Raw genomic sequence first — 22,851 nt, forward strand, 5'->3', positions numbered from 1 at the left:
ACTCGTTGTCAGTGACCGCCGCAGCCGCAGCCACCACCAGAGCCACCGGAATGACCGTGACCGGCTCCGCCGCCACCACAGCCGCAACCTCCTCCGCCGCAGCCGCAGCCCCCGCCCATCGTGGCATAGGGGTTGTCCATGTTCTCCTTGACGGTCTCCAGGGCTTCGAGGAAGGTCTCCTCTGTCTGTGCTCCAGACACCGCCCACTGGCCTTCGAAGAGAATAAACGGCACACCAGTGATACCGCGGGCGATGGCTTCCTGCTCGTCGACGTGCACCTGCTCGGCGAACTCGACTGAGCCGAGAACCTCACGCACCCTGGTCTCATCGAGACCGATTTCGGTAGCCAGCCGCACGATCGTCTCGTGGTCTGAGAGGTCCTCGCCGTCGGTGAAAAAGCCATGCGCGAAACGTGCTTGGGCCGCGTCGCCCTTGCCCTCGGCTCTGGCCAGTTGCAGCACCCGGTGGGCATCCATTGAATTGGTCATCTGGGCGGCCCGCCAGTTGAAGTTCAACCCGATGGATGCGGCCAGTTCGGCCAGGGTCTCGTTGTTGGCCGTTGCCTCGGCCTGCGACAACTCGTAGCGGGCGGTTTGGTCCTCGACCAGGGACACCGGAGTCTCCGGCGCGTCGGGATCGATCTCGAAGGAACGGTGGACGAGTTCCACCTCGTCGGAATGATCGAAAGCGTCGATCGCCTTCAGCAACTCGGTGACACCGATCCAGGAATAGGGGCAGACGACATCCGTCCAGACTTCGACTCGCATGAGCCCATCCTCGCAGGTCGGGCAAGCTCGTGTCTCATTGCGGGGAATGCCTCCACCCGGAGACAACCTCCATTCACGAGGTCCCCTACAGTTTCTTGTCTTGTGGCGGGAAGCCCTAGGCCCTCGGATAGCCCGCGTGTCATGGGGATTTGCGATGGTACGGGACTTATCGATCTTCCCATCATGATGGGTTGCTGCTGTGCGGAGAGCTTCACCGAGTCGCGTAGTCTCTTGCCCATGGACCAGGTGACGGTGCTCGTCGTCGAGGACGACCGGGAGGCGAATCAGCTGCTCGCCGAGATTCTCACCGAGCGTGGCATGAAGGTGGTCCAGGCTTTCACCGGTCCTGACGGACTGCGGTTGGCCCACAGCGAACACCCTGATCTCGTGCTGCTCGATTTGATGCTGCCCTGGAAGAGCGGTGACGAGGTGTTGCGGGTGATCCGGGAACGATCCCAGGTGCCGGTAATTGTGGTGAGCGCCCGGGAGACCACCCGGACGAAGATCGATCTGCTCAACCTGGGAGCCGACGACTACATCACCAAACCCTTCGATATTGACGAGGTGGTCGCCAGGTGCGAGGCAACGCTGCGCAGAGTCGGCAACCCGAATCCGGAGCGAACGGTGCATCGGGTGAGGGAATTGCTCGTCGATGAGGATGCCCACCGGGTGGAGATTGCCGGGTGCGCAGTGCAGCTGACCAGCACAGAGTTCGGGTTGCTGGCCGTGTTGGCCCGCAACCCGCGCATGGTGCATTCCAAATCCCGGCTCTACTCCGAAGTCTGGGAAGAGGAATACGGCTACGAGGAACGCACCATCAATGTGCACATGTCGAATCTGCGCCGCAAGCTGCGGGAGGCCGGTGGACATGATCCGGTGCGCACGGTGTGGGGCATTGGCTACACCCTGCTGCCGCAGGAGTGAGACTGCCGGAGAACAGCTCCTCGTCGCAGCCGGAGAAAATCTTGGCTTGTCATCGCCAGTTCGGGGGAATTTAGTGAAGTCTTGACATCGTTCTTGACGGTTTCTTGACCATCTCCTGATGTTCTCGTGTTCAAGTGGTCGTCGGAACAAGGAGGTCGTGTGATGAGCACTGTGGTGCAGACCACGGGTCTGACCAAGCGGTACGGCCGGACAGCGGCCCTGGACGAGGTGGATATCACCGTCGAGGCCGGGCAGATCTATGGGCTGATTGGGCAAAACGGTGCAGGGAAGACCACCCTCATCAGGTTGTTGACCGGACTAGCCCGTCCCAGTGGCGGTTCCCTGTCCCTGTTCGAAGACAGCGGGGCGGGGCTGAACCTGCAGCGTCGTCGCATTGGGGCACTCATCGAATCCCCCGCGCTGACCCTGGACCTGACCGCGGAGCAGAACATCGAAGCGATCCGCATCCAACGCGGCATCGCTGGCCGGCATCGCACCAGGGAGGCCCTTGAAGTGGTTGGCCTCCAAGACACCGGGCGCAAGAAGGTACGGCAGTTTTCCTTGGGCATGCGGCAACGGCTGGGGCTGGGCATCGCGTTATTGGGCGATCCGGAACTGCTGATTCTCGATGAACCGGTCAACGGGTTGGATCCGATGTGGATGGCCACGGTCCGCACCGAATTGGTGCGACGGGCCAGGCAGGATGGGACGACCGTCATGATCTCCTCCCATTTGTTGGCCGAGCTCGATCTATTCGCTACCCACTATGGGTTCATTCACCGGGGAAGGCTGCTTGCGCAGATGAGCGCAGCTGAGCTGCATTCTCGCTGCCAGCACACCCTGCGCATCGATGTTGCCGATCCCGCTGCTGCGGCGACCGTTTTGGAGGAGGAGCTGGATATCCGCACCTTCCGCATCGCCGATGATGCCGGTGCAACGGGCGGCCAGGTGATCTTGGCCGACCATCTGGACCAAGCATCCCGGATCAACTCCGCCCTGGTGGGCCGCGGCGTGGAGGTTCGTGGTATTGAAACCCGCGGGGCAAGTCTCGAAGAGTTTTTCGCCGACCTGGTGAAAGGGGCCTGATATGTTCGCCAACATCATTCGCTGCGACTGGTACCGCTTGGTGAGGTCGCGCTTCCTGCAGATCACAGTCATCGTCTTTGCCGTCGTCATCGGTCTTTTTGCCCTGTTCTGCACGTCTGGCAATAGCCGGTTTTCCTTCGGTGGGCCGACCGGGAACACCAAGGATGGGGTGCCGTTGATCGACGGATTCGTCGGTTTCGCCTATGTCGATGCAGCTCACCCACATTTTTGGGAGATCATGTATTCAGCGACTTGTTTCACCGTCATTACTTTGTTCGCGATTTCGATCACCGGCATGATCATCACCTCGACCGATGATCTGAATGGCACCACAAAACTTGCCGTCGCCCGAGGTAATTCGCAGACGCTGATGTTCGTCTCGAAGGTGATCTTGGCCGTGCTGGTCACCGGAGTGTTATGGGTACTGCACAATCTGGTGACCTTGCTCATCACCTTGTCTCAGATGGATTTCTCGCTCACCGGCGAGCAATGGTCTGCCTGGGTGAAGTTCATCGGATTGAGCTATCTGGTGCAGCTGGTGTTGATGCTGCTGGCTAGCTGGCTCGTTCTGCTGACCCGTTCCCGGGTGGTCGGTTTCGCGGTGCTGGTGGTGCTGACATTCGGCACGATCATCGTCACGGCCGTCAACCGGGAGCTTGATTCCCAGGTGATCAATACGCTGCTGGCGATCGATCCGGTCTGGCATCTCTACCGTATTGGGCGGGCCTGGGCCGAGACTCAGATCACCGGTCAGGCCCTGCTGTTTTGCGGCGTGGCGATCCCGGTGCTGATGGCTGCGAGCATCATCCACCTGCGGAGTCGGGAACTTTCCTGACACCATGGGAGTCGTGGGATTGGTGGGTTGGATCATCGCAGCCCTGTCCGGGGTAGTGGCTGCCTGGGCAGGGTGGCGCTGGGCGGCACTGCGTCGGGAGATTGCCTCCGTGCGGGCTCAGCTGACCGCTCACCGATCCTTGGGCTCCACCCAGCCGCTGGAGGTGGTGGTGCGTGATGACGAGCTTGAAGCCCTCGCAGCCGAGATCGATACCTGCATCAATGCCGAACGCAATGCTGTCGCCGTCAGCCGGGCTGCCGAAGCCAGACTACGCCGGGAGATCGCGAATCTGTCCCACGACCTAAAGACCCCGCTCATCGCGGTGCGGGGTTTTCTGCAACTGGTGCGTCGCGACGGTCTCGGCGCACCCAATGCCGGTGACCGGTTGGAGGTCGTCGCCCGGCGGGTGGATGACCTGGGCAGGCTTGTCGATGATTTCTTCGAGTTGAGCGTCCTGGATTCCGGGGAACGCTCATTGGAGTTGACCAGGGTTGATGCCACGACGGTGGTTGGTGAGGTGCTGACCGGTTTCTATGCCGCATTCCAACAGGCGGGAGTGACTCCCCGGGTGAGGTTGCCGGAGCGGACGGTCGCGGTGCGTGCCGAGCCGACGGCGCTGGGACGTGTGGTGCGCAACCTAGTCGCCAATGCGCTGGCCTACACCACCGGGGAGGTTGTGGTGGAACTGAGCGCCGAGAGTGGGCAAATGATTCTCGCAGTCTCTAATCCGGCCGATCTGTCACCAGGGGTGGCCGATCAGCTCTTCGAGCGTTTCTACCGTGCAGATCAGGCTCGCACTGGCCCACATGCCGGGCTGGGGTTGTCCATCGTCGCCGAGTTGGTGGCGCAGATGGGTGGTGTGGTGCAGGCCCGGGCCGATTCGGGGCAACTCGTGATCGAGGTGCGGCTGGAGGTCTGGCAGCATTCGTGAGCCCTGATCGGTCTGCTGCCGCGCCCCGGCAGTGAATAGGATCGGAGCATGCGTGAACTCCAAGCCCAGATCATCGCGTCGCTCGGGGTCTCCCCGGCCATCGACCCGGCCCACGAGGTGGATCGGCGAGTGCAGTTCCTCATCGACTACTTGCACGCATCCCATACCTCGGGTTTCGTGCTGGGTATTTCCGGAGGCATCGATTCCACCTTGGCTGGGAGACTCGCTCAACTCGCCGTCGAGCAACTCGCCACCCGGGGCGAGGAAGCCGATTTCATTGCCGTCCGGCTGCCCTACGGGGTACAGGCCGACGAAGCAGATGCCCAGGCAGCAATGGATTTCGTTGCGGCCAAGACGGAGATGACTCTCAACATCAAGGCCGCCACCGATGGCATGGAGGCTGCCTTCGAGGGGGCCCTGGGCGGGGAACAGATCACCGATTTCAACAAGGGCAATGTGAAGGCGCGGATGAGGATGATCGCCCAGTATGCGATCGCTGGGCAGCGCAATCTGTTGGTCATCGGTACCGATCACGCAGCCGAGTCGGTGACCGGTTTCTTCACCAAATTCGGCGACGGGGGCGCCGACATCCTTCCCCTGTACGGGCTTGACAAGAGGCAGAGCCGACAGCTGCTGCAATTCCTGGGGGCCCCTGAGCCGCTGTGGGCAAAAGTGCCGACCGCCGACCTGCTGGACGGCAAACCGCTGCGCACCGACGAGGACGAGCTGGGCATCAGCTACGACCAGATCGATGCCTACCTGGAGGGCCAGGAGGTGTCCGGCGAGGTGGCCGGGAAGATCGAGACCAAATACCTGCGCAGCCGCCACAAGCGTGCCCTACCGGTGGAGATTCGCGATACCTGGTGGCGGTGACCAGCCTTTGAGGTGGCTTTGGAGGCACTGACTCATGCCCCTGACCAGCTGATTCATCGTTGGGTGAGGACTATCGTGGGGGCTGGGCATTCTAGGCGGGTTCTTGGTCCTTTATGGTCAGTGCATGAGTGAGCCGTGGGTTGAAGACGACGAGTTCCTGGCGCCTCCGAATTATGGAGGTGAGGAAGAGGATCTGGCCAACGAGGACGAGGTCGATGATGTTCTTGCTTCTCCTGCCGATGTGGTCACTGAAGATGAGGTGGTTGATGAGCCGTTGGATGGCCCCGGAATAGAAGATGAGGGTTGGTCTCCTGCCCAGGGGTTCCGGGATGGGCGGCGGATCGTGCGGGTATGGGCTGATGAGCAGGGGATACTCAAAGACGTCCGGATCTCGGCGAATTGGCGGCACAAGTTGGCCGATGAGCCGTTGGATACGGCTTTTAACGCTGCGTTCATGTCGATGAATGCGATGTTGCACACCGGGGAGCATCGTATCCCTGCCCCGGAGCCGTTGCCTGTGATCCCATATGAGGGCGCTGCGGGCTGGCACACGATTCGCCGGGCACGCCGGGAGTTGGCTGATCTTGATGCCAAGCTGGAGGCCCTGGGTGATGTGCCGCCGAGTCGATGGGTCGGGACGTGTGCTGAGGGGACCGCGTTGAGCAGGGCGGTGGTGGTGCGGCTGGGGATCTTCGGGCAGCCGGTGAGCGTGAGGTTCGATCCGCAGTGGCTTGCTGGTTCGGTGTATCCGAAGGCGATCTCCCGGGCAGTGTTGCATGCCTATCGTCGTGCCCGTACCAAGTATCAGCCACCGCATGTGGAGTACGGGGAACGCGAACTGCTGCTTCGCGAGCATGCCCGGATCACGGATTCGATGATGGCCAGCTTGAAGAATGGTTTCGAGATGTGAACGCTGTTGTGGGGATGGCCGGTGTGGGCATAGCAGGGAACCTCATGGTGCCTGAAATACCTTGTTGATTAGCCATTCATGGCGAATCGCGGACGCTCGTCCGATGAGTGGTGGTGTTTTGGTTCCAGATGCCCGGTGGGGTGTGTAAAATCACCTGGTGACGTGGGGTGATGCCCCACATTCGATACAGGTTTGTATCGAATGCTGTTGTTCGTTGTTGTTGTGCCCCCGAGTTAAGGAATTGATCATGACTTATTCGGATGCTGTTGATGGTGTGGAGCCTGTGATGCGCGCTGCGGTGTCTGGTGTTGAAGGGTATTCGGCTGATACCGATGATGAGTTGGGTCGTTTGGAGCTGGTGGAGGAGGACATTAATCCTGCTCAGCAGGCTAAGCAGCGTGATGGTGGTGGTCGTGGTGGGATGATGCCGCCGATGGTTGGTGGGCCTGGGACATCTGCTAGCCCTGGGGTATCTGGTGGGCTTGGGGCCCGTGGCGGGGTTGGGGTGAATGCCAGTACAGCGCCGGGTGGGCTGCCGGTGGTGGGTGCTGGTGGTGGGCCTGGGGCTAGTGCATCAGCTGGGTCTGGTGTGTCTGGAGTGACTGGGGGTCTTGGCTCGGGGTCTGCTGGTTCGGTTCCGTCTGTTGGTGGCGGGTCTGCTGGTGTGGGTCATCCGGGTTTTGGGGTTGGTTCGGGGACGGTTGCTGCCGGCTCCAGCGGTGCGGATGCGGGGTTTGGCATCAACCCTGTGACGGGCAGGGCGTGGTCGCCGTCGGATCCGGGGTTTAGTGAGCGGTTCGGTAGCTATGACCCGAAGACCGGGCTGTGGGTGAATCCCGCCACCGGGATGGCGTACGACCCTAGGACTGGTCGGTGGAGTCATGTGGGTGGGTCGTCGTTTGGTGGTGGACCCACCGGTGCTGGTGCCAGGGCCGGTGTGGCTGGTGCTGGTATGTCTCCTGTGGTGAGTGGTGGGGGTGCGGTTTCGCCTGGTGCTGGCAGTGCCGGGGCTGGTGTTGGCTCTGGTGGGGTGTCGGGTGTGTCGGTGTCTGGGGCGGGTGGAGTGCCGTCGGCGGGTTCTTCTTCGGGGCTGGGCACGACTCGGTCGAGTGGGATGGGTGCCTGGCAGAGTTCGTCGGGTGATTTGCGAACGGCGTCAGCTCATTGGGATGGTTTGTCGGCTGAGATGGAGGCGGTGAAGTCGGCGATGAATTCCACGAAAACTCCTGGTTTTGGTGTGGTGAATCATCCACGGACTGCGTTTTGGTCTTCGTCGGCGAAGGCTACAAAAGAGGCGTCAGATACGACGGGGCGGTATGCGGGTACGTCGTCGAATTTGTCGGGTTCGGCGTCTGGTTATGAAGAGGTTGAGGCTGTGAATGCGGCTGTTGCAGAAAGGGGCCGGTGATGAGTGTTACGTTTTCGACGGTGCGTAATGGTGATGTGATTGCGTATACGCGTGAGGATTTTGATCCGTTGTTGTCTTGGTTGTCTGGGGCGTTGAGTCAGGCGATTGAGCTTGATCGGGCTGAGGTTGAGTATGCGAAGTCGAAGATGAAGGGGTTTTTGTTTTTCTGGGATGGTTATGATGCTGAGGGAACTCAGTCGAGGTTTGCTGAGTTGGAGCGGGGTGCGTGTGCTGCGATGGGGGATGCGCTGGGTAAGGAGTATACGACGAATCTTCCGTATCCGTTTGGTGGTACTAGTCGGCTTGATGGGTTGTTGAAGACGGTGTATTTTGTGGGGCCGAATATGAATGGTCCGCATAAGCAGTGGGGTGCTCATGCTGATCGGTTGCATGATATTGGGGTGCGTGCTCAGGGTATCACGATTGATTCGTGGCAGGGTGAGGCTGCTGAGTCGTATCGGCGTAAGGCTGTGGAGCGGGCGAATGATGCGTTTTTTATGGAGGATCTTGCTCGGCATAATCAGTGGGCGATTGAGGCGACCTCTTTTCTTCAGACGATGATCGCGGAGAAGATCAAGGCCGCTCTCGAGGCAGTGAAGGAAAAGCTTAAGTGGGAAAAGAAGTGTGATCTTGCTGTGAGAACTAAAAAGATTGATGAGGCGGTTGCTCGATCGGGTGATGCGGGTGCTATTGGTTGTGATTTCTACATGCGGACTGTGGCTGTGTGGGATGCGGTTGTTGGTTTGCCGGATGTGTGGTTGGCGTTGTTGAATGAGGATTTGGATTGGCAGAGTTCGGCTCGTCGGGTGCGTGATGTGTTGAAGGAGGCTGTTGTGGCGATGGAGCAGCGTCATGCGAATGCTGGTTATGCTGATGGGTTGGGGTTGATTGATAAGGATAATGGTGTGGATGATCAAGAAAGGCATGCTGGTGTGAGTGCGGATGATCAGCATATGAAGGATTCGCTGTTTTGAGAGTGGATGTGCCACGGGTCTGGTTCGGGAAGAAGGGCGTGAGTGTGTGATGCGTGGTGTGGTGTGTGGTGTTCTTCTCGGGCTTGGACTGTCGTTATTGGTGAGTGGGTGTAGCCCGAGGTCGAGTGATCCGCATGAGATGTGGGATCGTTTGGTGGCCGAGAAGAATATCACGACTGTTGCAGAGGTGGAGGTGTCGCATTTCTCGGTACATCATTTTTTGTATTCGTCGAGTAGCTATTCTTTGTCTGTGTATACGGTTGATTCGTCTGCTCGTGAGGTTGAATACAGTATTGGTTATGATGGGGAGATCTCGGAGCGGGTGGATGACGATGATGAGCGTAATGCGGATATGAGGTGGCATGCGAAAGCGAATCTTTCTCCTGATCAGATTGATTTTGATGGGTTGGTTGCTCGTGTTCCGGCCAAGGATGATCCGCGGCCTGGGTGTGATGATTCCAGGTATGCGTGGTTGAGGGTCATGCCCACTGGCAAGACGGCATCGTGGACGACTTGCTCCAGCAGTTTCGACTATCATGAGGGAAGTCTTGTGGTGGATGGAAAGCCGGTCAATGATCAGGTTGATCCCACCGATCCTGCTCAGGTTGCTTCGATGATGGAATCCTATAATGATATTTTCGGTGCGGGGACTTTGGTGCAGTGGAATGCTGGGGTGAAGAAGAGGGAGGCTACCTATGTGACGGCGATCCCGTTTCCGGATGACCCGGATTGCCGTATGGGAATTTTCTCCTCAGGCAGACATAATGCTATGCCGGGTGTTGGTGCGTGTGATGCTCCGCTTTTGAATGATGAGCCGACGATTCCTTTTGATTTGAGTAGGTTTAGTCCTTCTTTGGTGTCTGATATTTTGGGGTCGTTGGGGTCGTTGGGGTCGTTGGGGTCGTTGGGTGTTCAGGTGTCGGCGATTGATGAGTTGATTTTTACTGGTACGCCGGATGGGAAGTTGAGTTGGAAGGTGAGCACGATGAACATCGGCGATCAACTCGATTATCGTGAGCATATGTATGGCGTGCTGGAACCAATCAAGTAATGGTGAACCCGGGCGTAATGGCTGGTGTGGGGAGAGTCCTGATTGTGCGGGTACATGCGATTTTTCCAGAATAGTCCTTTTTGGCTTGGCGAAAGCCGACTGACCATGCAGCAGCTTGGTCAGCTCGGTTGGAGTCGAGACGCACGTGCGTTCACGACTCCAGCCCTCGTGCGGTAACGATCTTCGTGATGTAGCGCGTGCCTACCGTAATTGCCCGATCATCTTCTGCACAGGCGGGTACGAGAACTTTGGTATCAGCCAACCACATCACTGTGGATTGTCGAGATAGATGAAGCCCCCTTTGTCTGCCTCGATCAGAGTAAGAACAGTATGCTCACTAGTGTCTGTTGAGAGAGACAGTGTTGTCTCTTCATCGAAGTGAATGTTCTTCTCCTGAGCGAGTTCCTGCGCTCGTGCCCAGATTTCTTCTGCGGTGTATGCATTCAAATTCACCTTGTTCGTCGAGACAGCCGAGGCATTGTATGTACAGTGGGCGTCGAAGACGTGAGCTGCCGGTAGCTTTTGGTCTCCCCAGCTCCGGTAATAGCCAACTGCGCAGGGGGTGGGGGGGATACTCGGTAGCGAACAGTATGGTTACGTTGCTGTTCTTGATCCCGATATCCCTCACATATCCTTTTGGTGCAAACGTGAGCATCTCATTCCATATTGTGGTGAGACCTTCCAAGGACCATACATTGGTGATCGGAGCAATGGGCTGCCTATTGAGAAAGCTACTTCCCTGGTCAGTCATACCGCACCTTTGGGTAACTATAGAAGCAGTAGAGCTGATTACTTCTGCACTTACCGACCAGTATTGTCCCTCGCCGCAGCTCTTCGAGGTTTCGGAAACCTTCGCCAGGTAATCGTCAAGATCAAAATCTTTGGGGTCGACGGATGGCCGGTCACGATAATGCCTGGGCTGTGAGGAGACATTTTCCAGTTGAGTATCCGGCCCGAATGTGATCTGAGTCGTTTCCTTGCCAGCGGAATTCGTCATCCAAAGGGTCCCCGTCGAGCGCGAGATCTCCACGCCTGAGAATCGGCCTCCCTCGTGTTCGATGATTGGGCCCAGCAGCGCGGTCATCTTGTCAGTCACGTCCGGAGTGGAACTGTGCGTTGTGGAGGAAGATCCCTCGGGGGAGGAACATCCACCAGCCACAGCCATAAGACAAGCCACCGCCACGACTGCCACCGGCCTCGTCATCATTCTTCTTCGCGTGAACCAATTCTAGTCAACAACAGGCGCACACCAGCAGGGAACAGGCACCTGTGAAGCCCTCGGCCATTTCTTGCGAAAGCGAAGCGGGCCAGGTGTATGGGGGATATCTATGGTCAGGGCATCTCGGTTCCGTAGATCTCCTTGTAGATCTGATGCGCGATGGCGGTGTTCTCGGCCTCGGTGTTCAGGTAGGCGACGATGGTATCGTCGAGCCTGGTGGCGATGTCTGCGGTCGTGGTAGCCCCCTTCGCAAGAACCTTCGTGGTGATGTCGGAGGAGAGGTTATTCAGCGCTTCCGACTGATCAGCCGAGAATGTTGGAATCCTCAGGAACATCCGATCGATGGGAGTTACCGCTTCCGATCTACTCTTCAGTGTCGCCAGATCGGCGGAAATCTCTCGCCAGAAGGCCGCGTGGTCATGGAAGTATTGGGCGTTGTAGCGTAGGTCCCTTTCCGTGGGCGTCGCATCGTTCTCAATGACTGTCATGGTGGCCGCCCCGGGCCAACCATCATCGGATGCGGTCTCACCCATTTCAATGATCCGAGAGTTGAGTTCCTCGATATCCAGCAGAGCGGAGATGGTCTCGTTTAGACTGATGACAAAATTCTTTTTCTCTGCCGTCATCAATTCTGCTGCCTCATATACCAACTTCACTGACTCCTCGATGAAGTCCTTGATCTGTCCGAAAGAGACCTCTGTGGGAACGAATCCGAGTATTCGTTCTGCCCAATAAATGTTCTGCGCATTGGCTAATTCTGCAAAATTTGCCAGTGTGTCGGTCAGCGATTCCAGGAAACGTGCGCAATTCTTCATGAGATCTCGCATTAGTTTTGAAGCTGTACTGGCTGCCTCTTCCTGTGATCTGACGGTCGCCTGGTAAGCTTCGGCCGCGCTGGAACCCAGCCAGCCCTCCATATCGCCCTTGGTGGGAATGTACGTGGTATCCGAAGGAATTCTTTTTACAATATTCCTGCTAAACTCGTCAGCTATCTTGAGCCAGTCCGTGATCATGCTCCCAACCTTCTCGGGAGTGTCCACGATAGACTGGATGTCTAATGTGAAATTCTCGTCAGTAAGTTGTGCATTCTTGAACATCTTCTCGGCCATCTCCAAAGCCTCAGCCTTGCGATGATGCTCTACTTCAGTAACCGAGGTGATCCTGCCAAAAAGTCTCTCCCACCACCGTGGTGGAGCCTCGCTGTAGATGACATATGGCTCGTCCGCAGAATTGTAACCTCCCGGTCTAGAGCCCTCTATCCTATACTCGGTGAGAGATCCTATGACTGAGTTCAAGTGATTGATGGCCGGTTCTGCCTGCGTCGCCAGCACCTCGATTTCTTTTCTCATGTCGGCGCACGCCCCTTTGATCATCTCAACGATCGCATCGGGTTCCATGATGTGGTCACTTTCCTGCTCGGAGGGCTTTCATTGCAGCGCGGTGAGCTTGGAGCTGATCCCACTCGGGGTCATCAACCAGCTCGGCCACCAGCGGATGGCGTGATAGCACGTGGGCGGTCGTCTCGCTGATCGACCGGGCGGTAGCCCGAGCAACCCAGTCGGGATCGAAGCCCATCGACTCGAATCGTCCATTGACCCATGCAGCCCCCACATGATGCTGCGGATCGGTCTCCTCCACCTCAGCGACTGCACCAAGCTGTGTATCCCCGGCCAGGAGCCGTTCTCGGCGTTTGGCCATCAACTCCTGGCAGGTACGAAACTCTTCCCAGAACCGGATCGACCGTTCGTGGGTCATGGGAACCCGCTCCCCGTCCGGAAGCACGGACACTGGTTCGTATCGTGGACTGGGTGGGGTCGCCTTGGCCAATAGGGCATTCAACACACGTGCAAGCTCAATCGGATCGTAGTGCTTCTTCCAATTCGGGCGCACCACCACCGAAACCACCCGCGCGTCCTCCACTCCGACATAGACGAGTTCCTCGTCGTCAACGAACTCCGTCACCTCGACCCCTTTGCCTCACTCGTTGATCTGCTGACAAGAAGAAGGCGTCACCTCTCAGTGATTCCTTCTCGTGGTTCCCAGAGGGGTGCCCCCCTGACCAAAGGCCATGCCGGAAAAGCAGCGATCAAAGCGGTCAATATGCGAGGCCGACCAGCAACTGTCCGGTAGGACTGCTGTTGGCCTCATTGCCGCTCCTTTGCGCATGGGTCAATTCTAGTCAACGACGGGTTCACCGAAGGCCGGATGAGGAGAAGAATCAGATGACTGCGATCGTAGCCGGGTGAGGATGGTGTCTGTAGGTGCTGAACCGCTCGCCCAAGGGCTTGCCGCGCCGAAAACCAGGCCTTACTTAACAGAGAACCCTGTCGTGCCTCGCCGGTCCACAGATGCGGAGTGCAACCACCAGGCAATCAGCCCACCGGCCAGCAGGCCGCCTAGATGGCCTTGCCAGGAGACAGCCGTGTTGGTCGGCAGAATACCCATGAGCATTCCTCCGTAGAAGATGCCCACTCCTGCCATGATCAGTATATGCTTGACCGATCTGGCGAACAGCCCCCTGGCTAGCAGATAGCCCAAATAACCGAAGACGACCCCCGAAGCACCGATGGTGAGCGTTCCGGGGGCATTCAGGAAGAAGGCCAGCAGCCCAGAACCGATAGTTACCGCGAGAGTCACCGTGATCCAGCGTTTCATGCCTTCCAGCGCCACCAAGAACCCCAGCACGATCAGTGGCAGTGAATTCGCGATCAGGTGGTCAAACCCCGTATGGGCGAATGGCATGGTGAATAGCGTCCACAGCATCTCGAAGCGCCAGGAGTGCACACCGAACCAGTTCAGCGACTGGTGGAGCGGCATGTCGATCAATTCAAGGATCCACATGGTGGCCACCTGGACCCCAGTCACGATGGCTGCGGTCCGGGGCCTGGCGAACTGTTCAACGGTGCTAGACATACCCCAAGCATTGCCTGCCCGGGTGTCACCCGGAAACCTCGCCGGTGGTATCCCGGGTCAACTCGGGGTGGAGCGGTGCGCGGCTCGCAAAGCACTCCGCAGAGCTTGGGCCGGATTCTGGGGCCTGCCGGGCCGTCTGTGGGCCCGGGTGGGCGCTGGTCATGGTGCTGGTGCCCGTCAGCCCGCGAAACGATACGGACAGTGCGCCGTTGCGGGATAGACTTGGGGCGCAAGAAGCCCTTGCACTGTGCGGGGGCTTTCTCGTTGTCCGGGCCAAAACGGTCCGGCAGTGACGAAGGGGCAGACATGCCAGGCATCATCGTGGTCGGTACTCAGTGGGGTGACGAGGGCAAGGGCAAGGCCGTCGATGCTCTTGGTGAATCCGTCGATTACGTCGTCCGCTATTCCGGCGGTAACAACGCCGGGCACACCGTGGTGGTCAACGATCAGAAGTTCATCATGCATCTGCTGCCCGCCGGTGTCTTGAGCAAGACCGCCACCACGGTCATCGGCAACGGTGTGGTCATCGACTTGGAGGTGCTCTACCACGAGCTCGACGGGTTGGCCACCCGTGGCACCGTCGTCGATCATCCGCTGATCTCTGCCAATGCGCACATCATTGCCCCTTACCACCAAACCCTCGACAAGGTCACCGAGCGATTCGCAGGGAAAAAACGCATCGGCACCACCGGTCGTGGCATCGGTCCCACCTATTCCGACAAGATCAACCGCATCGGTTTGCGCGTGGCCGACCTGCTAGATGCCGATCTGCTGCGTGAGAAGGTCGCCGCATCTTTGGAACAGAAAAACCAACTGCTCGTGAAGCTCTACAACCGCCGCGAGATTGAGGCCGAGCAGATCGTGGAACAGCTGCTCGGCTACGCCGAACGCATTCGTCCTCATGTCGTCGATGCGGCCCGGGTGCTCAACGACGCCCTAGACGAGGGCAAGGTGGTGCTCTTCGAGGGCGCCCAGGCCCATCATCTCGACATCGACCACGGCACCTACCCCTATGTCACATCCTCGAACCCGACCGCCGGTGGTGCCTGCACCGGAACCGGTGTTGGGCCCACCCGCATCGACCGGGTCATCGGCATCGCCAAGGCATACACCACCCGCGTGGGGGAGGGCCCCTTCCCGACCGAGCTGTTCGACGCCGATGGGGAGCGGTTGCGCACCGAGGGGGGCGAATACGGCGCCACCACCGGCCGTCCACGCCGCTGCGGATGGTTCGACGCTCCCGTCGTCGAGGTAGCCGCCACGGTCAACGGCTGCACCGACATCTTCCTCACCAAGCTTGACATCTTGTCCGGCTGGGAGAAGATCCCGGTGTGCGTGGGCTACGACATCAACGGGGAACGCTCCGAGGTATTCCCGATGACCCAATCACAGCTGGCCATCGCCACACCGGTCTACGAATACCTGCCCGGGTGGAGTGAAGATATCTCCGCGGCCCGCAGTTTCGCTGATCTGCCCGTCAACTGCCGGGACTACGTAAAACGCTTGGAAGAGCTCATCGGCTGCCGTATCTCGGGTATCGGGGTGGGCCCGGCACGCGACCAAGTAGTGCTGATCAACGACTTGGTGTGACGCAGGCGAATCCGGTGAGCCCGGCAAAGGAAATTGTGCCGTCTCCCGGTCATGCATGCCGCTGGGCCCGTCGTAGATGTGAGCTGACGGGCCCAGCAGGGTGAAACCGGCGGATTAGAAATCCTTCGCAGCATGGAGGCGTTGGGTAATGTGCCAAGAAACTCCCAGAGCGATCATCGCGGTGACAGCGAGGAGAGCAGTCGGCAGCCAGATCATCTGCCACGTGCTGGTGAACAGATTGGCAAGATCGTCTTGGCCAATGAGAAAATTCCCCACGCTGAAGACGAGCGCACCCGTGACCCCGGCAAGACCGAACAGCACCCATGTCGAGCGACGGGCGCCAAATCTCACGATGAGCGGTACCAGTGTGGCATTGACCAGCGTCAGGATGGCCGTGCTGAGCAGTGGTATCGCCCACATCTGAGGTGAGCTTGGCCTGGTGAGGGCGGTCAGCAGCAACAGGAAGAGACAGCTTACCGCCAACCAGCAGCTCAGCAGGGCGTACCGGGCGGTGATGAATTGACGCCGAGTGATCGGAAGTGATTCATACAGCCGGTTGAGGTTCGAGACTTCGTCTTGACCGAATGCGGTGATGGCGAACACGGAACCAACCCCGATGACCATCGGTATCGCAACGGCCAGCTCGTGCGTTGCCATCGCTAGGAGCAAGGGCACGATCACTCCGATGATCATGGTTGAGGCCAGGCTACGCCGGTAGATCAGCAGATCCAGGCCCATCTGGGCCCTGATCAGTGACGGCCTGCGGTTAGTCATGATGTGCCTCCTTTGCGACGGCCACGACGATCTCCTCGATCGTTGGCTCGGAACAAACGATGGAAGCTGACAGCTGTGTCGCATCGCTGCCGGCAACCAGCGCCTCCCAACCGACTGCGGTTTCCACCAGACCGTGAGCGATGCGACGCAGGTGACTGGTCAGTTGATCGGGAGTGCCCTGGGCCTTGACAAATCCCGCTCTCACCTCGTCTAGCGGGCCATCGGCGATGATCTGGCCACGGGAGATAATCACCAAATTGTCGGCGAGCCGTTCGAGATCGCTGGTGATATGTGTCGAGAACCACACTGCGTGCCGCTCATCGGTGATGAACTCCGCCAGGTCATCACGCAATTCGCTGCGTCCCAGCGGATCTAGGCCGCTGGTTGGTTCGTCGAGGATGAGCAGATCTGGGGCGTGGGCCAGAGCCAAGCCCATCTGCAGGCGCATGCCCATGCCACGGCTGAGGTCTTTCACCATGTGGTCTGCGCGGATGCCGCCACGGTCCAATTGCTCGGCGAGCACGTCACCAGACCACACCGGGTAGAAGGCGGCCAAGGCCTTGATCATGTCGCCGATGCGCCACTGCGGGTTGAACGGCGGGGTGTCTAAGACGACGCCGATCCGTGCCTTGTCCCATGTAGTGACGCTTCCGGAATCGGGGCGGACCATCCCCAGGGCAGCTTTGATGGTGGTCGTCTTGCCCGCGCCATTTGCGCCGACGAAACCAGTGATATAGCCGGTGGGGATGGTCAGACTGACGTCGTCAAGGGTGAATCCCGCGTAGCGCTTCGTAAGATGATCAATGGTGATGGGATTCATGATTTCTCCTGCGTGTCCAAGCAGATGTCGAGCATCTGGTGCAGTTCACCGGGGGTGAGGTGGAGGATCTCGGCGCGAAGGGCTGCGGTGGTGAGATGATCTTCTATCTCCCGCAGCACCTGCTCGCGGACCAAGCTGCTGTCTCGGGGAAGGACGAAATATCCCTTGCCCGGCACGTTTGCCACGAAACCCTCCGCGACGAGATCTGCATAGGCGCGTGTGGTGGTGATGACGCTCACCCGCAGGTCTTTGGCCAGTGCCCGGATCGAGGGGAGGGCCTCATCATTGACGAGCTCACCCGACAAGATGGCGTCTTTGATCTGCTGCTTGATCTGCTCGTAGATCGGGATTCCTGCGGTGTTGGTGATGACGATCCCGGACACCACGATGCCTCCTTTCTGTATATGGACACTATATACAGTAGGTGCGGTGTAGGCAACAGGTGTGCACGAAGTTGCGGAATGCCATTCAGCCGTGCGGCGGGTTCCTCATGATGCTGTAGCGCCGTTGCGTGGGTCGTGCCTGAGCCGTGATGGCCACCAGATCATGGGACCGATGTCATGGAGAAGTGCGGGTACGAGCAGGGCACGGACGAGAAAGGTGTCGAGCAGGACGCCGAAAGCCACGATGAAGGCAAGCTGGAGGAGGAAGAGGATCGGGATAACTGCCAGCGCCGAAAAGGTGGCGGTGAGCACGAGTCCAGCAGATGTGATGACCCCGCCGGTGACGGCAAGCCCCCGGAGTACTCCTTCCCGCGTGCCGTGCAGGAAGGACTCTTCACGCACCCGGGTGGCGAGGAAGATGTTGTAGTCGATACCCAGTGCAACGAGGAAAACGAATCCGTAGAGGGGCACGGCAGGGTCTGCGCCGGGCAGATCGAGAATGTTATTGAACACGAAAGCAGAAACGCCCAAGGCTGTTCCAAATGACAGCACGGTGGTGCCGATGAGCAGAACCGGTGCCAAAAGCGATCGCAGCAGCATAGCCAGGATCAGCAAGATCACCCCGAGCACGATGGGAATGATCAAAGTGCGGTCATGGATGGACGCGTCCTTGGTGTCGATCGCGGTGGCAGTGACACCACCGATCAGGGCCCCGGTCTCGCTCTGCTCGAAAGTGGCTCGTAGATCACGCACGGTTTCTTCTGCTGCTTTCGAGTCTGCGACGTCAGACAGTGTGGCCTGGAGCATGACCTTGCCGTCAACAACGGTGGGGGCTGGTGCCGAGGTTCCGGGAGGCCCTGCGGTACCAATACCTTCTGTGGTCACCGGAAGCGATCCGGAGACGCTGTCTCGGCTGAGGACCGAGACGCTATCAATGCCCGGGTTGCTCAGCACGGTATTCGCTGTTTGTTGAAGGGTGTTCTCCTCGGTGAGCACATAAAGCGGGCTGCCCGATCCACCGGGGAAATGTTCCTTGAGGGCTTTTTGCCCATCGCGTGCCTGAGATGCGGTGAGTACCAGATCGGATTGGGCAACCCCGTCGGCTTGGAGCTGGGCGACCCCAAGCGCACCGATGCCGAGCAGGATCGCAGTGGTGATCCACACCTGGCGTGGGCGCCGACGGATGAGGGAACTCACTTTTCCCCAGACCCCTGGGGTGGGCAGCTCGTGCTCCGCGGCTGCGACGTCTGGTTCGTGGTGGGGGAATCTGGGCCAGAACGCTGCTCGGCCAAAGAGAAGAAGAACCGCGGGGAGGAGGGTCAGCGCAGAAAGCATGGCAAACATGATTCCGATGGAAGCGACCGGGCCGAGTCCGCTGTTCGACTTCAGATCACTGAGCAGCAGGCACAGTAACCCGGCGATGACCGTTCCGCCGGAGGCGAGGATGGGTTCAACTGCTGCGCGGAGTGCAATTCTGCTGGCGTGCCATGTGTCCGGCTTGATGCGCAGCGCTTCACGGTAGCGGGCGACGTAGAGCAAGGAGTAGTCAGTTGCGGCGCCGATGACGAGGATGAACAGAATCCCCCGAGTCTGCCCGCTGAGCAGCAGCACTCCAGCCTTAGCAAGCCACCACACGGTCAGCAGGGTGACGGTGAGCGCAAAAATACCCGTTGCGAGCACCACAACGGGCAGCAACACAGAACGATGGACGATGATGAGGATGGCGAAGACGGCGATGAGCGCCACGGCAAGCAGTAAACCGTCAACTCCCGAGAATGCCTTGATGAGATCGGCACTGAGCCCTGCCGGACCGGTCACGTGGATGGTGAGTGTTTGTGGGGCATCGTTGCGGAGATGGTCGCCGATCTTCACAACCACTTCCTCGATTTCTGCATCCGCATCGATGGGGATGAACATTTCAAGTGCCCGGCCATCTTCGGATGCGATGAGCGGCGACATACCATCACCGACGCCATCGATCTCGGACAGGGTCGATGCCGCGGCACGTGTTTTCTCGATCTCATCGCGCGTGAGCCGCTCTTCGCCGACGATGACGACCACAGCCGGTATTGATGTGGAATCGCGGAATTGCCCCAGCTGTTCCTGCACGCGGGTGGCGTCGGCTGATTCGGGCAGGTAAGCGGCTTGATTATTCGAGGAAACTTCCTCGACTCTGCCGAAGTAAGGACCACCAATTCCCGTTCCGACAAGCCAGATGATGATGATCAGGGCGGGCAGAGCGACGCGCAGCCATCGTGTACCTGTGCTGGGGTGGTGCTGCAACGACGCCGGTTCTGTTGTGGAATTCGGGGTGCTCATGATTGATCAATTCTAGGTCAGAGACCAGGTGCGGGCCGGGATGAACGTGGCAGGAATGAAGCGGGCGAACCGATCTCGCCACATCCGCCGCCCGGCACCGATGCCAATGAGTACCTTGCTGCGATGCACTCATCTGAATTGAGGTGTATTGGCGCGGTTTGGGGAGAACCGAAGGAGTGCTCGAAGGCGCACCGAAGGGGTGTGAGCATTTAGACTCATTGACGATGAACACCACGATTCCCTCGTCAATGACCGTTCTGGTTCTCGGTTCTGGTGGGCGCGAGCACGCTTTGGCCCGGGCCATCGCCGCAGACCCCGTCGTCGCTGCGGTGCACGTCGCGCCCGGCAACCCCGGAACCGCGGCCTTCGCCACCAACCATCCGGTAGATGCCGCCGACCCAGTCGCGGTCACCACCTTGGCCCGCGATCTGAGCGCCGACCTGGTCGTCGTCGGTCCTGAGGCCCCGCTGGTCGCCGGCGTCGCCGACGCCCTGAGTGAGGCCGGCATCGCCTGCTTCGGGCCCTCCGCAGCCGCCGCCCAGCTAGAAGGTTCCAAGGCCTTTGCCAAGCAGGTCATGACCGACGCCGGGGTGCCCACCGCCCGGGCACTCGTGTGTACCGACCGAGCATCCCTCGACGCAGCCTTCGACAGCTTCGGTGCCCCCTACGTCGTCAAGCACGACGGGCTGGCCGCTGGCAAGGGCGTTGTCGTCACCGACGATCGCGAGGCAGCGATGACTCATGGTCTGGGCTGCGACCGGGTCGTCGTCGAGGAGTTCCTCGACGGCCCCGAGGCCTCCCTGTTCGTCATCACCGATGGCATCCACGCCCTGCCGCTGCAGCCCGCCCAGGACTTCAAGCGGGTGGGGGAGAACGACGAGGGCCCCAACACCGGCGGCATGGGTGCTTATTCGCCGCTTGGCTGGCTCCCCGAGAACACCGTCGCCGAGGTCATGACCTCGGTCGTCCACCCCACCTTGGCGCGAATGCGGGAACTCGGCACTCCTTTCGCTGGCCTGCTCTATGTCGGGCTCGCGATCACCTCCAAAGGCCCTCGTGTCGTGGAATTCAACGCGCGTTTTGGTGACCCCGAAACCGAGGCAGTGCTGCCGCTGCTCACCACTCCGCTCGCCCAGGTGCTGTACGCAGCGGCGACTGGGGTCCTCGACCGCTTCGAGGCCCTGGACTTCGATGACCGATCCGGGGTCTGCGTGGTGCTGGCCGCAGATGGTTACCCAGGCACCCCTCGCAAGGGTGGGATGATCACCCTGCCTGCCGATACCGAGACGGTCCACGTCATCCACGCAGGAACCGCCCTTGATACTGAAGGCCATTTGGTGGCCGCTGGGGGACGGGTCCTGGTGGTCGTCGCCACCGGTGACGATCTCACCGCCGCCCGCGATGCCGCCTACGCGCACATCAAGACGATTGACTTCCCGGACGGCTTCTGCCGCCCCGATATCGCCCGCAAGGCGATCCAGAAACAGATTTGACAACGTCACACGCCGCCACTCGGCGACACGGCCCAGCTCAGGAGAACCATGCCCGTTCCCGACGTACTCGCCACCCGCTACGCATCGCCTGCCATGCGCGGCATCTGGTCGCCCGAGAACAAGATTGCCGCCGAGCGACGCCTGTGGTTGGCCGTGTTGGCCGCCCAGCGTGATCTTGGGGTCGATTTCGGTGGTGACACCCCGGATGCGGTGATCGCCGACTACGAGAAGGTCATCGACCGCATTGATCTGGCCTCCATCGCCGACCGGGAACGCATCACCCGCCACGACGTGAAGGCACGCATCGAGGAGTTCAACGCCTTGGCCGGCCACGAACACATCCACAAGGGCATGACATCTCGTGACCTCACCGAGAACGTCGAGGGCATGCAGATGCTGCAATCCATGCGCCTGGTGCGTTCCCGGGTGGTTACCGTGCTCGCCCGTCTCGGGGAACTTGCTGTTCGTTACGCCGGTCAGCCGATCGCCGGGCGTTCACATAATGTCGCGGCCCAGGTGACCACTCTCGGCAAGCGATTCGCCACCGTCGCCGACGAACTGCTCGTCGCCCATTCACGGCTCGACGAACTCATCGCCCGCTACCCGGCCCGGGGAGTCAAGGGCCCGATGGGCACCTCTCAGGACATGCTCGACCTGCTGGGCGGTGATCTCGACAAGCTCGATCTCTTGGAGCAGCGCATCGCCAGTGGTCTCGGCTTCGCCAAAGTGCTCGACTCCACCGGTCAGGTCTACCCGCGTTCCCTCGATTTCGATGTGCTCTCGGCCCTCGCTCAGACTGCGGCCGCTCCGTCAAATCTTGCTACTTCGATCCGGCTGATGGCCGGGAACGAGCTGGTCACCGAGGGATTCAAAGAAGGCCAAGTGGGGTCTTCGGCAATGCCGCACAAGATGAACACCCGCTCCTGCGAACGGGTCAACGGGCTGGCCGTCATCATCCGCGGCTATCTGTCGATGGTCGGTGAGCTCGCCGGCGACCAGTGGAATGAGGGCGATGTCTCCTGCTCGGTGGTGCGCCGGGTGGCGTTGCCCGGCGCCTTCTTTGCCCTCGACGGACTCTTCGAGACCTTCCTCACCGTGCTGCAGGATTTCGGGGCCTTCCCCCAGGTGATCGCTGCCGAGCTCGACCGTTACTTGCCCTTCCTCACCACAACCAAGGTGTTGATGGCCGCCGTCCGCAAGGGCGTCGGGCGAGAGGACGCTCACGAGGCCATCAAGGAAAATGCCGTCGCGGTTGCCCTGGAAATGCGGGACTGCGGAGCCACGACCAATGACCTGTTCACCCGGCTGGCCGCCGATACCCGCCTCGGGCTATCCCGCGCGGAACTGGACCAGCTGATCTCCGCGCCCCTGGAGCTCACCGGAGCTGCAGCGCGCCAGGTGGAACGGGTGTGCGAGCGAATCAGGGTGCTCACCGACGCCGATCCGCAGGCGGCCGCATACCATCCCGGCGCGGTGCTCTGAGGCCATGGTGTTTTGAATGCGCGGCGTCCCGGATACCGCGTGGGGGCTCTCCAAACAGGGCATTCACCTAGGAATACCGGGGCAGCGGGCGGGGGATGA

Annotated in this window: 21 protein-coding genes; 12 read left to right on the top strand and 9 right to left on the bottom strand. The window is 59.9% G+C overall.

Annotated features, from left to right (window positions below):
* Window positions 1–8: 8 nt before the first annotated feature.
* Window positions 9–767, bottom strand: a complete 759-nt coding sequence (locus HMPREF1531_RS06900) for a DsbA family oxidoreductase (RefSeq protein ID WP_016669215.1) — start codon at window positions 765–767, stop codon at window positions 9–11.
* 237 nt (window positions 768–1,004) lie between these two features.
* Between HMPREF1531_RS06900 and HMPREF1531_RS06905 the strand changes: the two genes are divergently transcribed.
* The 9 genes from HMPREF1531_RS06905 (at window position 1,005) to HMPREF1531_RS06940 (ending at window position 9,759) form a co-directional block, all read left to right on the top strand.
* Window positions 1,005–1,691 carry a response regulator transcription factor gene (locus tag HMPREF1531_RS06905; RefSeq protein ID WP_036897423.1) on the top strand — a complete coding sequence of 229 codons (687 nt, stop codon included), beginning with the start codon at window positions 1,005–1,007 and terminating at the stop codon, window positions 1,689–1,691.
* A 162-nt stretch (window positions 1,692–1,853) separates the two neighbouring features.
* Window positions 1,854–2,777 carry an ABC transporter ATP-binding protein gene (locus HMPREF1531_RS06910; protein WP_016669217.1) on the top strand — a complete coding sequence of 308 codons (924 nt, stop codon included), beginning with the start codon at window positions 1,854–1,856 and terminating at the stop codon, window positions 2,775–2,777.
* Window position 2,778: 1 nt separating this feature from the next.
* Window positions 2,779–3,612, top strand: coding sequence for an ABC transporter permease (locus HMPREF1531_RS06915; protein WP_016669218.1), 834 nt, complete (start codon window positions 2,779–2,781; stop codon window positions 3,610–3,612).
* A 4-nt stretch (window positions 3,613–3,616) separates the two neighbouring features.
* Complete coding sequence (locus HMPREF1531_RS06920; protein ID WP_016669219.1) at window positions 3,617–4,543, top strand: sensor histidine kinase; 927 nt, start codon at window positions 3,617–3,619, stop codon at window positions 4,541–4,543.
* 48 nt (window positions 4,544–4,591) lie between these two features.
* Window positions 4,592–5,416, top strand: a complete 825-nt coding sequence (gene nadE, locus HMPREF1531_RS06925; RefSeq protein ID WP_016669220.1) for an ammonia-dependent NAD(+) synthetase — start codon at window positions 4,592–4,594, stop codon at window positions 5,414–5,416.
* A gap of 124 nt (window positions 5,417–5,540) precedes the next feature.
* Window positions 5,541–6,326 (top strand): hypothetical protein, encoded by a 786-nt coding sequence (locus HMPREF1531_RS06930; protein WP_036897426.1) that lies wholly within the window; start codon window positions 5,541–5,543, stop codon window positions 6,324–6,326.
* Window positions 6,327–6,573: 247 nt separating this feature from the next.
* On the top strand, window positions 6,574–7,734 hold the full coding sequence (locus tag HMPREF1531_RS13655) for a hypothetical protein (RefSeq protein ID WP_016669222.1): 1,161 nt from the start codon (window positions 6,574–6,576) through the stop codon (window positions 7,732–7,734).
* Window positions 7,734–8,708, top strand: coding sequence for a hypothetical protein (locus HMPREF1531_RS06935; RefSeq protein ID WP_016669223.1), 975 nt, complete (start codon window positions 7,734–7,736; stop codon window positions 8,706–8,708). The genes HMPREF1531_RS13655 and HMPREF1531_RS06935 overlap by 1 nt, the downstream gene beginning before the upstream one ends.
* Window positions 8,709–8,862: 154 nt before the next feature.
* Window positions 8,863–9,759: a hypothetical protein gene (locus HMPREF1531_RS06940; protein ID WP_156860210.1), complete on the top strand. Its 897-nt coding sequence runs from the start codon at window positions 8,863–8,865 to the stop codon at window positions 9,757–9,759.
* A gap of 267 nt (window positions 9,760–10,026) precedes the next feature.
* Here the strand turns inward: HMPREF1531_RS06940 and HMPREF1531_RS06945 are convergent, their stop codons facing one another.
* The 4 genes from HMPREF1531_RS06945 to HMPREF1531_RS06960 form a co-directional block, all read right to left on the bottom strand.
* Window positions 10,027–10,206 carry a hypothetical protein gene (locus HMPREF1531_RS06945; protein WP_156860211.1) on the bottom strand — a complete coding sequence of 60 codons (180 nt, stop codon included), beginning with the start codon at window positions 10,204–10,206 and terminating at the stop codon, window positions 10,027–10,029.
* 885 nt (window positions 10,207–11,091) lie between these two features.
* Entirely contained in the window at window positions 11,092–12,375 is a 1,284-nt protein-coding gene (locus tag HMPREF1531_RS06950; protein ID WP_016669226.1) for a hypothetical protein, read from the bottom strand.
* 7 nt (window positions 12,376–12,382) lie between these two features.
* A complete protein-coding gene (locus HMPREF1531_RS06955) occupies window positions 12,383–12,940 on the bottom strand; it encodes a hypothetical protein (RefSeq protein WP_016669227.1) in 558 nt (185 codons plus the stop codon).
* Between the two features lie 345 nt (window positions 12,941–13,285).
* Window positions 13,286–13,891, bottom strand: a complete 606-nt coding sequence (locus HMPREF1531_RS06960) for a rhomboid family intramembrane serine protease (protein WP_016669228.1) — start codon at window positions 13,889–13,891, stop codon at window positions 13,286–13,288.
* A gap of 306 nt (window positions 13,892–14,197) precedes the next feature.
* Here HMPREF1531_RS06960 and HMPREF1531_RS06965 point away from each other — a divergent pair, with 306 nt between their 5' ends.
* Entirely contained in the window at window positions 14,198–15,481 is a 1,284-nt protein-coding gene (locus HMPREF1531_RS06965) for an adenylosuccinate synthase (protein WP_016669229.1), read from the top strand.
* Window positions 15,482–15,595: 114 nt separating this feature from the next.
* Here HMPREF1531_RS06965 and HMPREF1531_RS06970 read toward each other — a convergent pair whose 3' ends face one another.
* The 4 genes from HMPREF1531_RS06970 to HMPREF1531_RS06985 form a co-directional block, all read right to left on the bottom strand.
* Window positions 15,596–16,255, bottom strand: a complete 660-nt coding sequence (locus HMPREF1531_RS06970; protein ID WP_016669230.1) for an ABC-2 transporter permease — start codon at window positions 16,253–16,255, stop codon at window positions 15,596–15,598.
* Entirely contained in the window at window positions 16,248–17,075 is an 828-nt protein-coding gene (locus HMPREF1531_RS06975) for an ABC transporter ATP-binding protein (protein ID WP_016669231.1), read from the bottom strand. The genes HMPREF1531_RS06970 and HMPREF1531_RS06975 overlap by 8 nt, the downstream gene beginning before the upstream one ends.
* On the bottom strand, window positions 17,072–17,461 hold the full coding sequence (locus HMPREF1531_RS06980; RefSeq protein ID WP_016669232.1) for a GntR family transcriptional regulator: 390 nt from the start codon (window positions 17,459–17,461) through the stop codon (window positions 17,072–17,074). Before HMPREF1531_RS06980 ends, HMPREF1531_RS06975 begins: the two co-directional genes overlap by 4 nt.
* Window positions 17,462–17,563: 102 nt before the next feature.
* The gene (locus HMPREF1531_RS06985; RefSeq protein ID WP_016669233.1) at window positions 17,564–19,777 is read right to left on the bottom strand and encodes an MMPL family transporter; all 2,214 of its coding nucleotides are present in this window, start codon (window positions 19,775–19,777) and stop codon (window positions 17,564–17,566) included.
* 248 nt (window positions 19,778–20,025) lie between these two features.
* On the opposite strand from HMPREF1531_RS06985, the gene purD reads away from it, so the two are divergent.
* Window positions 20,026–21,270, top strand: a complete 1,245-nt coding sequence (gene purD / locus HMPREF1531_RS06990) for a phosphoribosylamine--glycine ligase (RefSeq protein WP_036897438.1) — start codon at window positions 20,026–20,028, stop codon at window positions 21,268–21,270.
* 48 nt (window positions 21,271–21,318) lie between these two features.
* Window positions 21,319–22,752, top strand: coding sequence for an adenylosuccinate lyase (gene purB, locus HMPREF1531_RS06995; protein WP_016669235.1), 1,434 nt, complete (start codon window positions 21,319–21,321; stop codon window positions 22,750–22,752).
* Window positions 22,753–22,851 lie beyond the last annotated feature (99 nt).

Source organism: Propionibacterium sp. oral taxon 192 str. F0372, assembly GCF_000413315.1.
Taxonomy (GTDB): Bacteria; Actinomycetota; Actinomycetes; order Propionibacteriales; family Propionibacteriaceae; genus Brooklawnia.

Coding starts and splice junctions, on each gene's coding strand:
- HMPREF1531_RS06900 (WP_016669215.1), bottom strand. CDS start 767: ATGCGAGTCGAAGTCTGGACGGATGTCGTCTGCCCCTATTCCTGGATC.
- HMPREF1531_RS06905 (WP_036897423.1), top strand. CDS start 1,005: ATGGACCAGGTGACGGTGCTCGTCGTCGAGGACGACCGGGAGGCGAAT.
- HMPREF1531_RS06910 (WP_016669217.1), top strand. CDS start 1,854: ATGAGCACTGTGGTGCAGACCACGGGTCTGACCAAGCGGTACGGCCGG.
- HMPREF1531_RS06915 (WP_016669218.1), top strand. CDS start 2,779: ATGTTCGCCAACATCATTCGCTGCGACTGGTACCGCTTGGTGAGGTCG.
- HMPREF1531_RS06920 (WP_016669219.1), top strand. CDS start 3,617: ATGGGAGTCGTGGGATTGGTGGGTTGGATCATCGCAGCCCTGTCCGGG.
- nadE (WP_016669220.1), top strand. CDS start 4,592: ATGCGTGAACTCCAAGCCCAGATCATCGCGTCGCTCGGGGTCTCCCCG.
- HMPREF1531_RS06930 (WP_036897426.1), top strand. CDS start 5,541: ATGAGTGAGCCGTGGGTTGAAGACGACGAGTTCCTGGCGCCTCCGAAT.
- HMPREF1531_RS13655 (WP_016669222.1), top strand. CDS start 6,574: ATGACTTATTCGGATGCTGTTGATGGTGTGGAGCCTGTGATGCGCGCT.
- HMPREF1531_RS06935 (WP_016669223.1), top strand. CDS start 7,734: ATGAGTGTTACGTTTTCGACGGTGCGTAATGGTGATGTGATTGCGTAT.
- HMPREF1531_RS06950 (WP_016669226.1), bottom strand. CDS start 12,375: ATGGAACCCGATGCGATCGTTGAGATGATCAAAGGGGCGTGCGCCGAC.
- HMPREF1531_RS06960 (WP_016669228.1), bottom strand. CDS start 13,891: ATGTCTAGCACCGTTGAACAGTTCGCCAGGCCCCGGACCGCAGCCATC.
- HMPREF1531_RS06965 (WP_016669229.1), top strand. CDS start 14,198: ATGCCAGGCATCATCGTGGTCGGTACTCAGTGGGGTGACGAGGGCAAG.
- HMPREF1531_RS06970 (WP_016669230.1), bottom strand. CDS start 16,255: ATGACTAACCGCAGGCCGTCACTGATCAGGGCCCAGATGGGCCTGGAT.
- HMPREF1531_RS06975 (WP_016669231.1), bottom strand. CDS start 17,075: ATGAATCCCATCACCATTGATCATCTTACGAAGCGCTACGCGGGATTC.
- HMPREF1531_RS06985 (WP_016669233.1), bottom strand. CDS start 19,777: ATGAGCACCCCGAATTCCACAACAGAACCGGCGTCGTTGCAGCACCAC.
- purD (WP_036897438.1), top strand. CDS start 20,026: ATGACCGTTCTGGTTCTCGGTTCTGGTGGGCGCGAGCACGCTTTGGCC.
- purB (WP_016669235.1), top strand. CDS start 21,319: ATGCCCGTTCCCGACGTACTCGCCACCCGCTACGCATCGCCTGCCATG.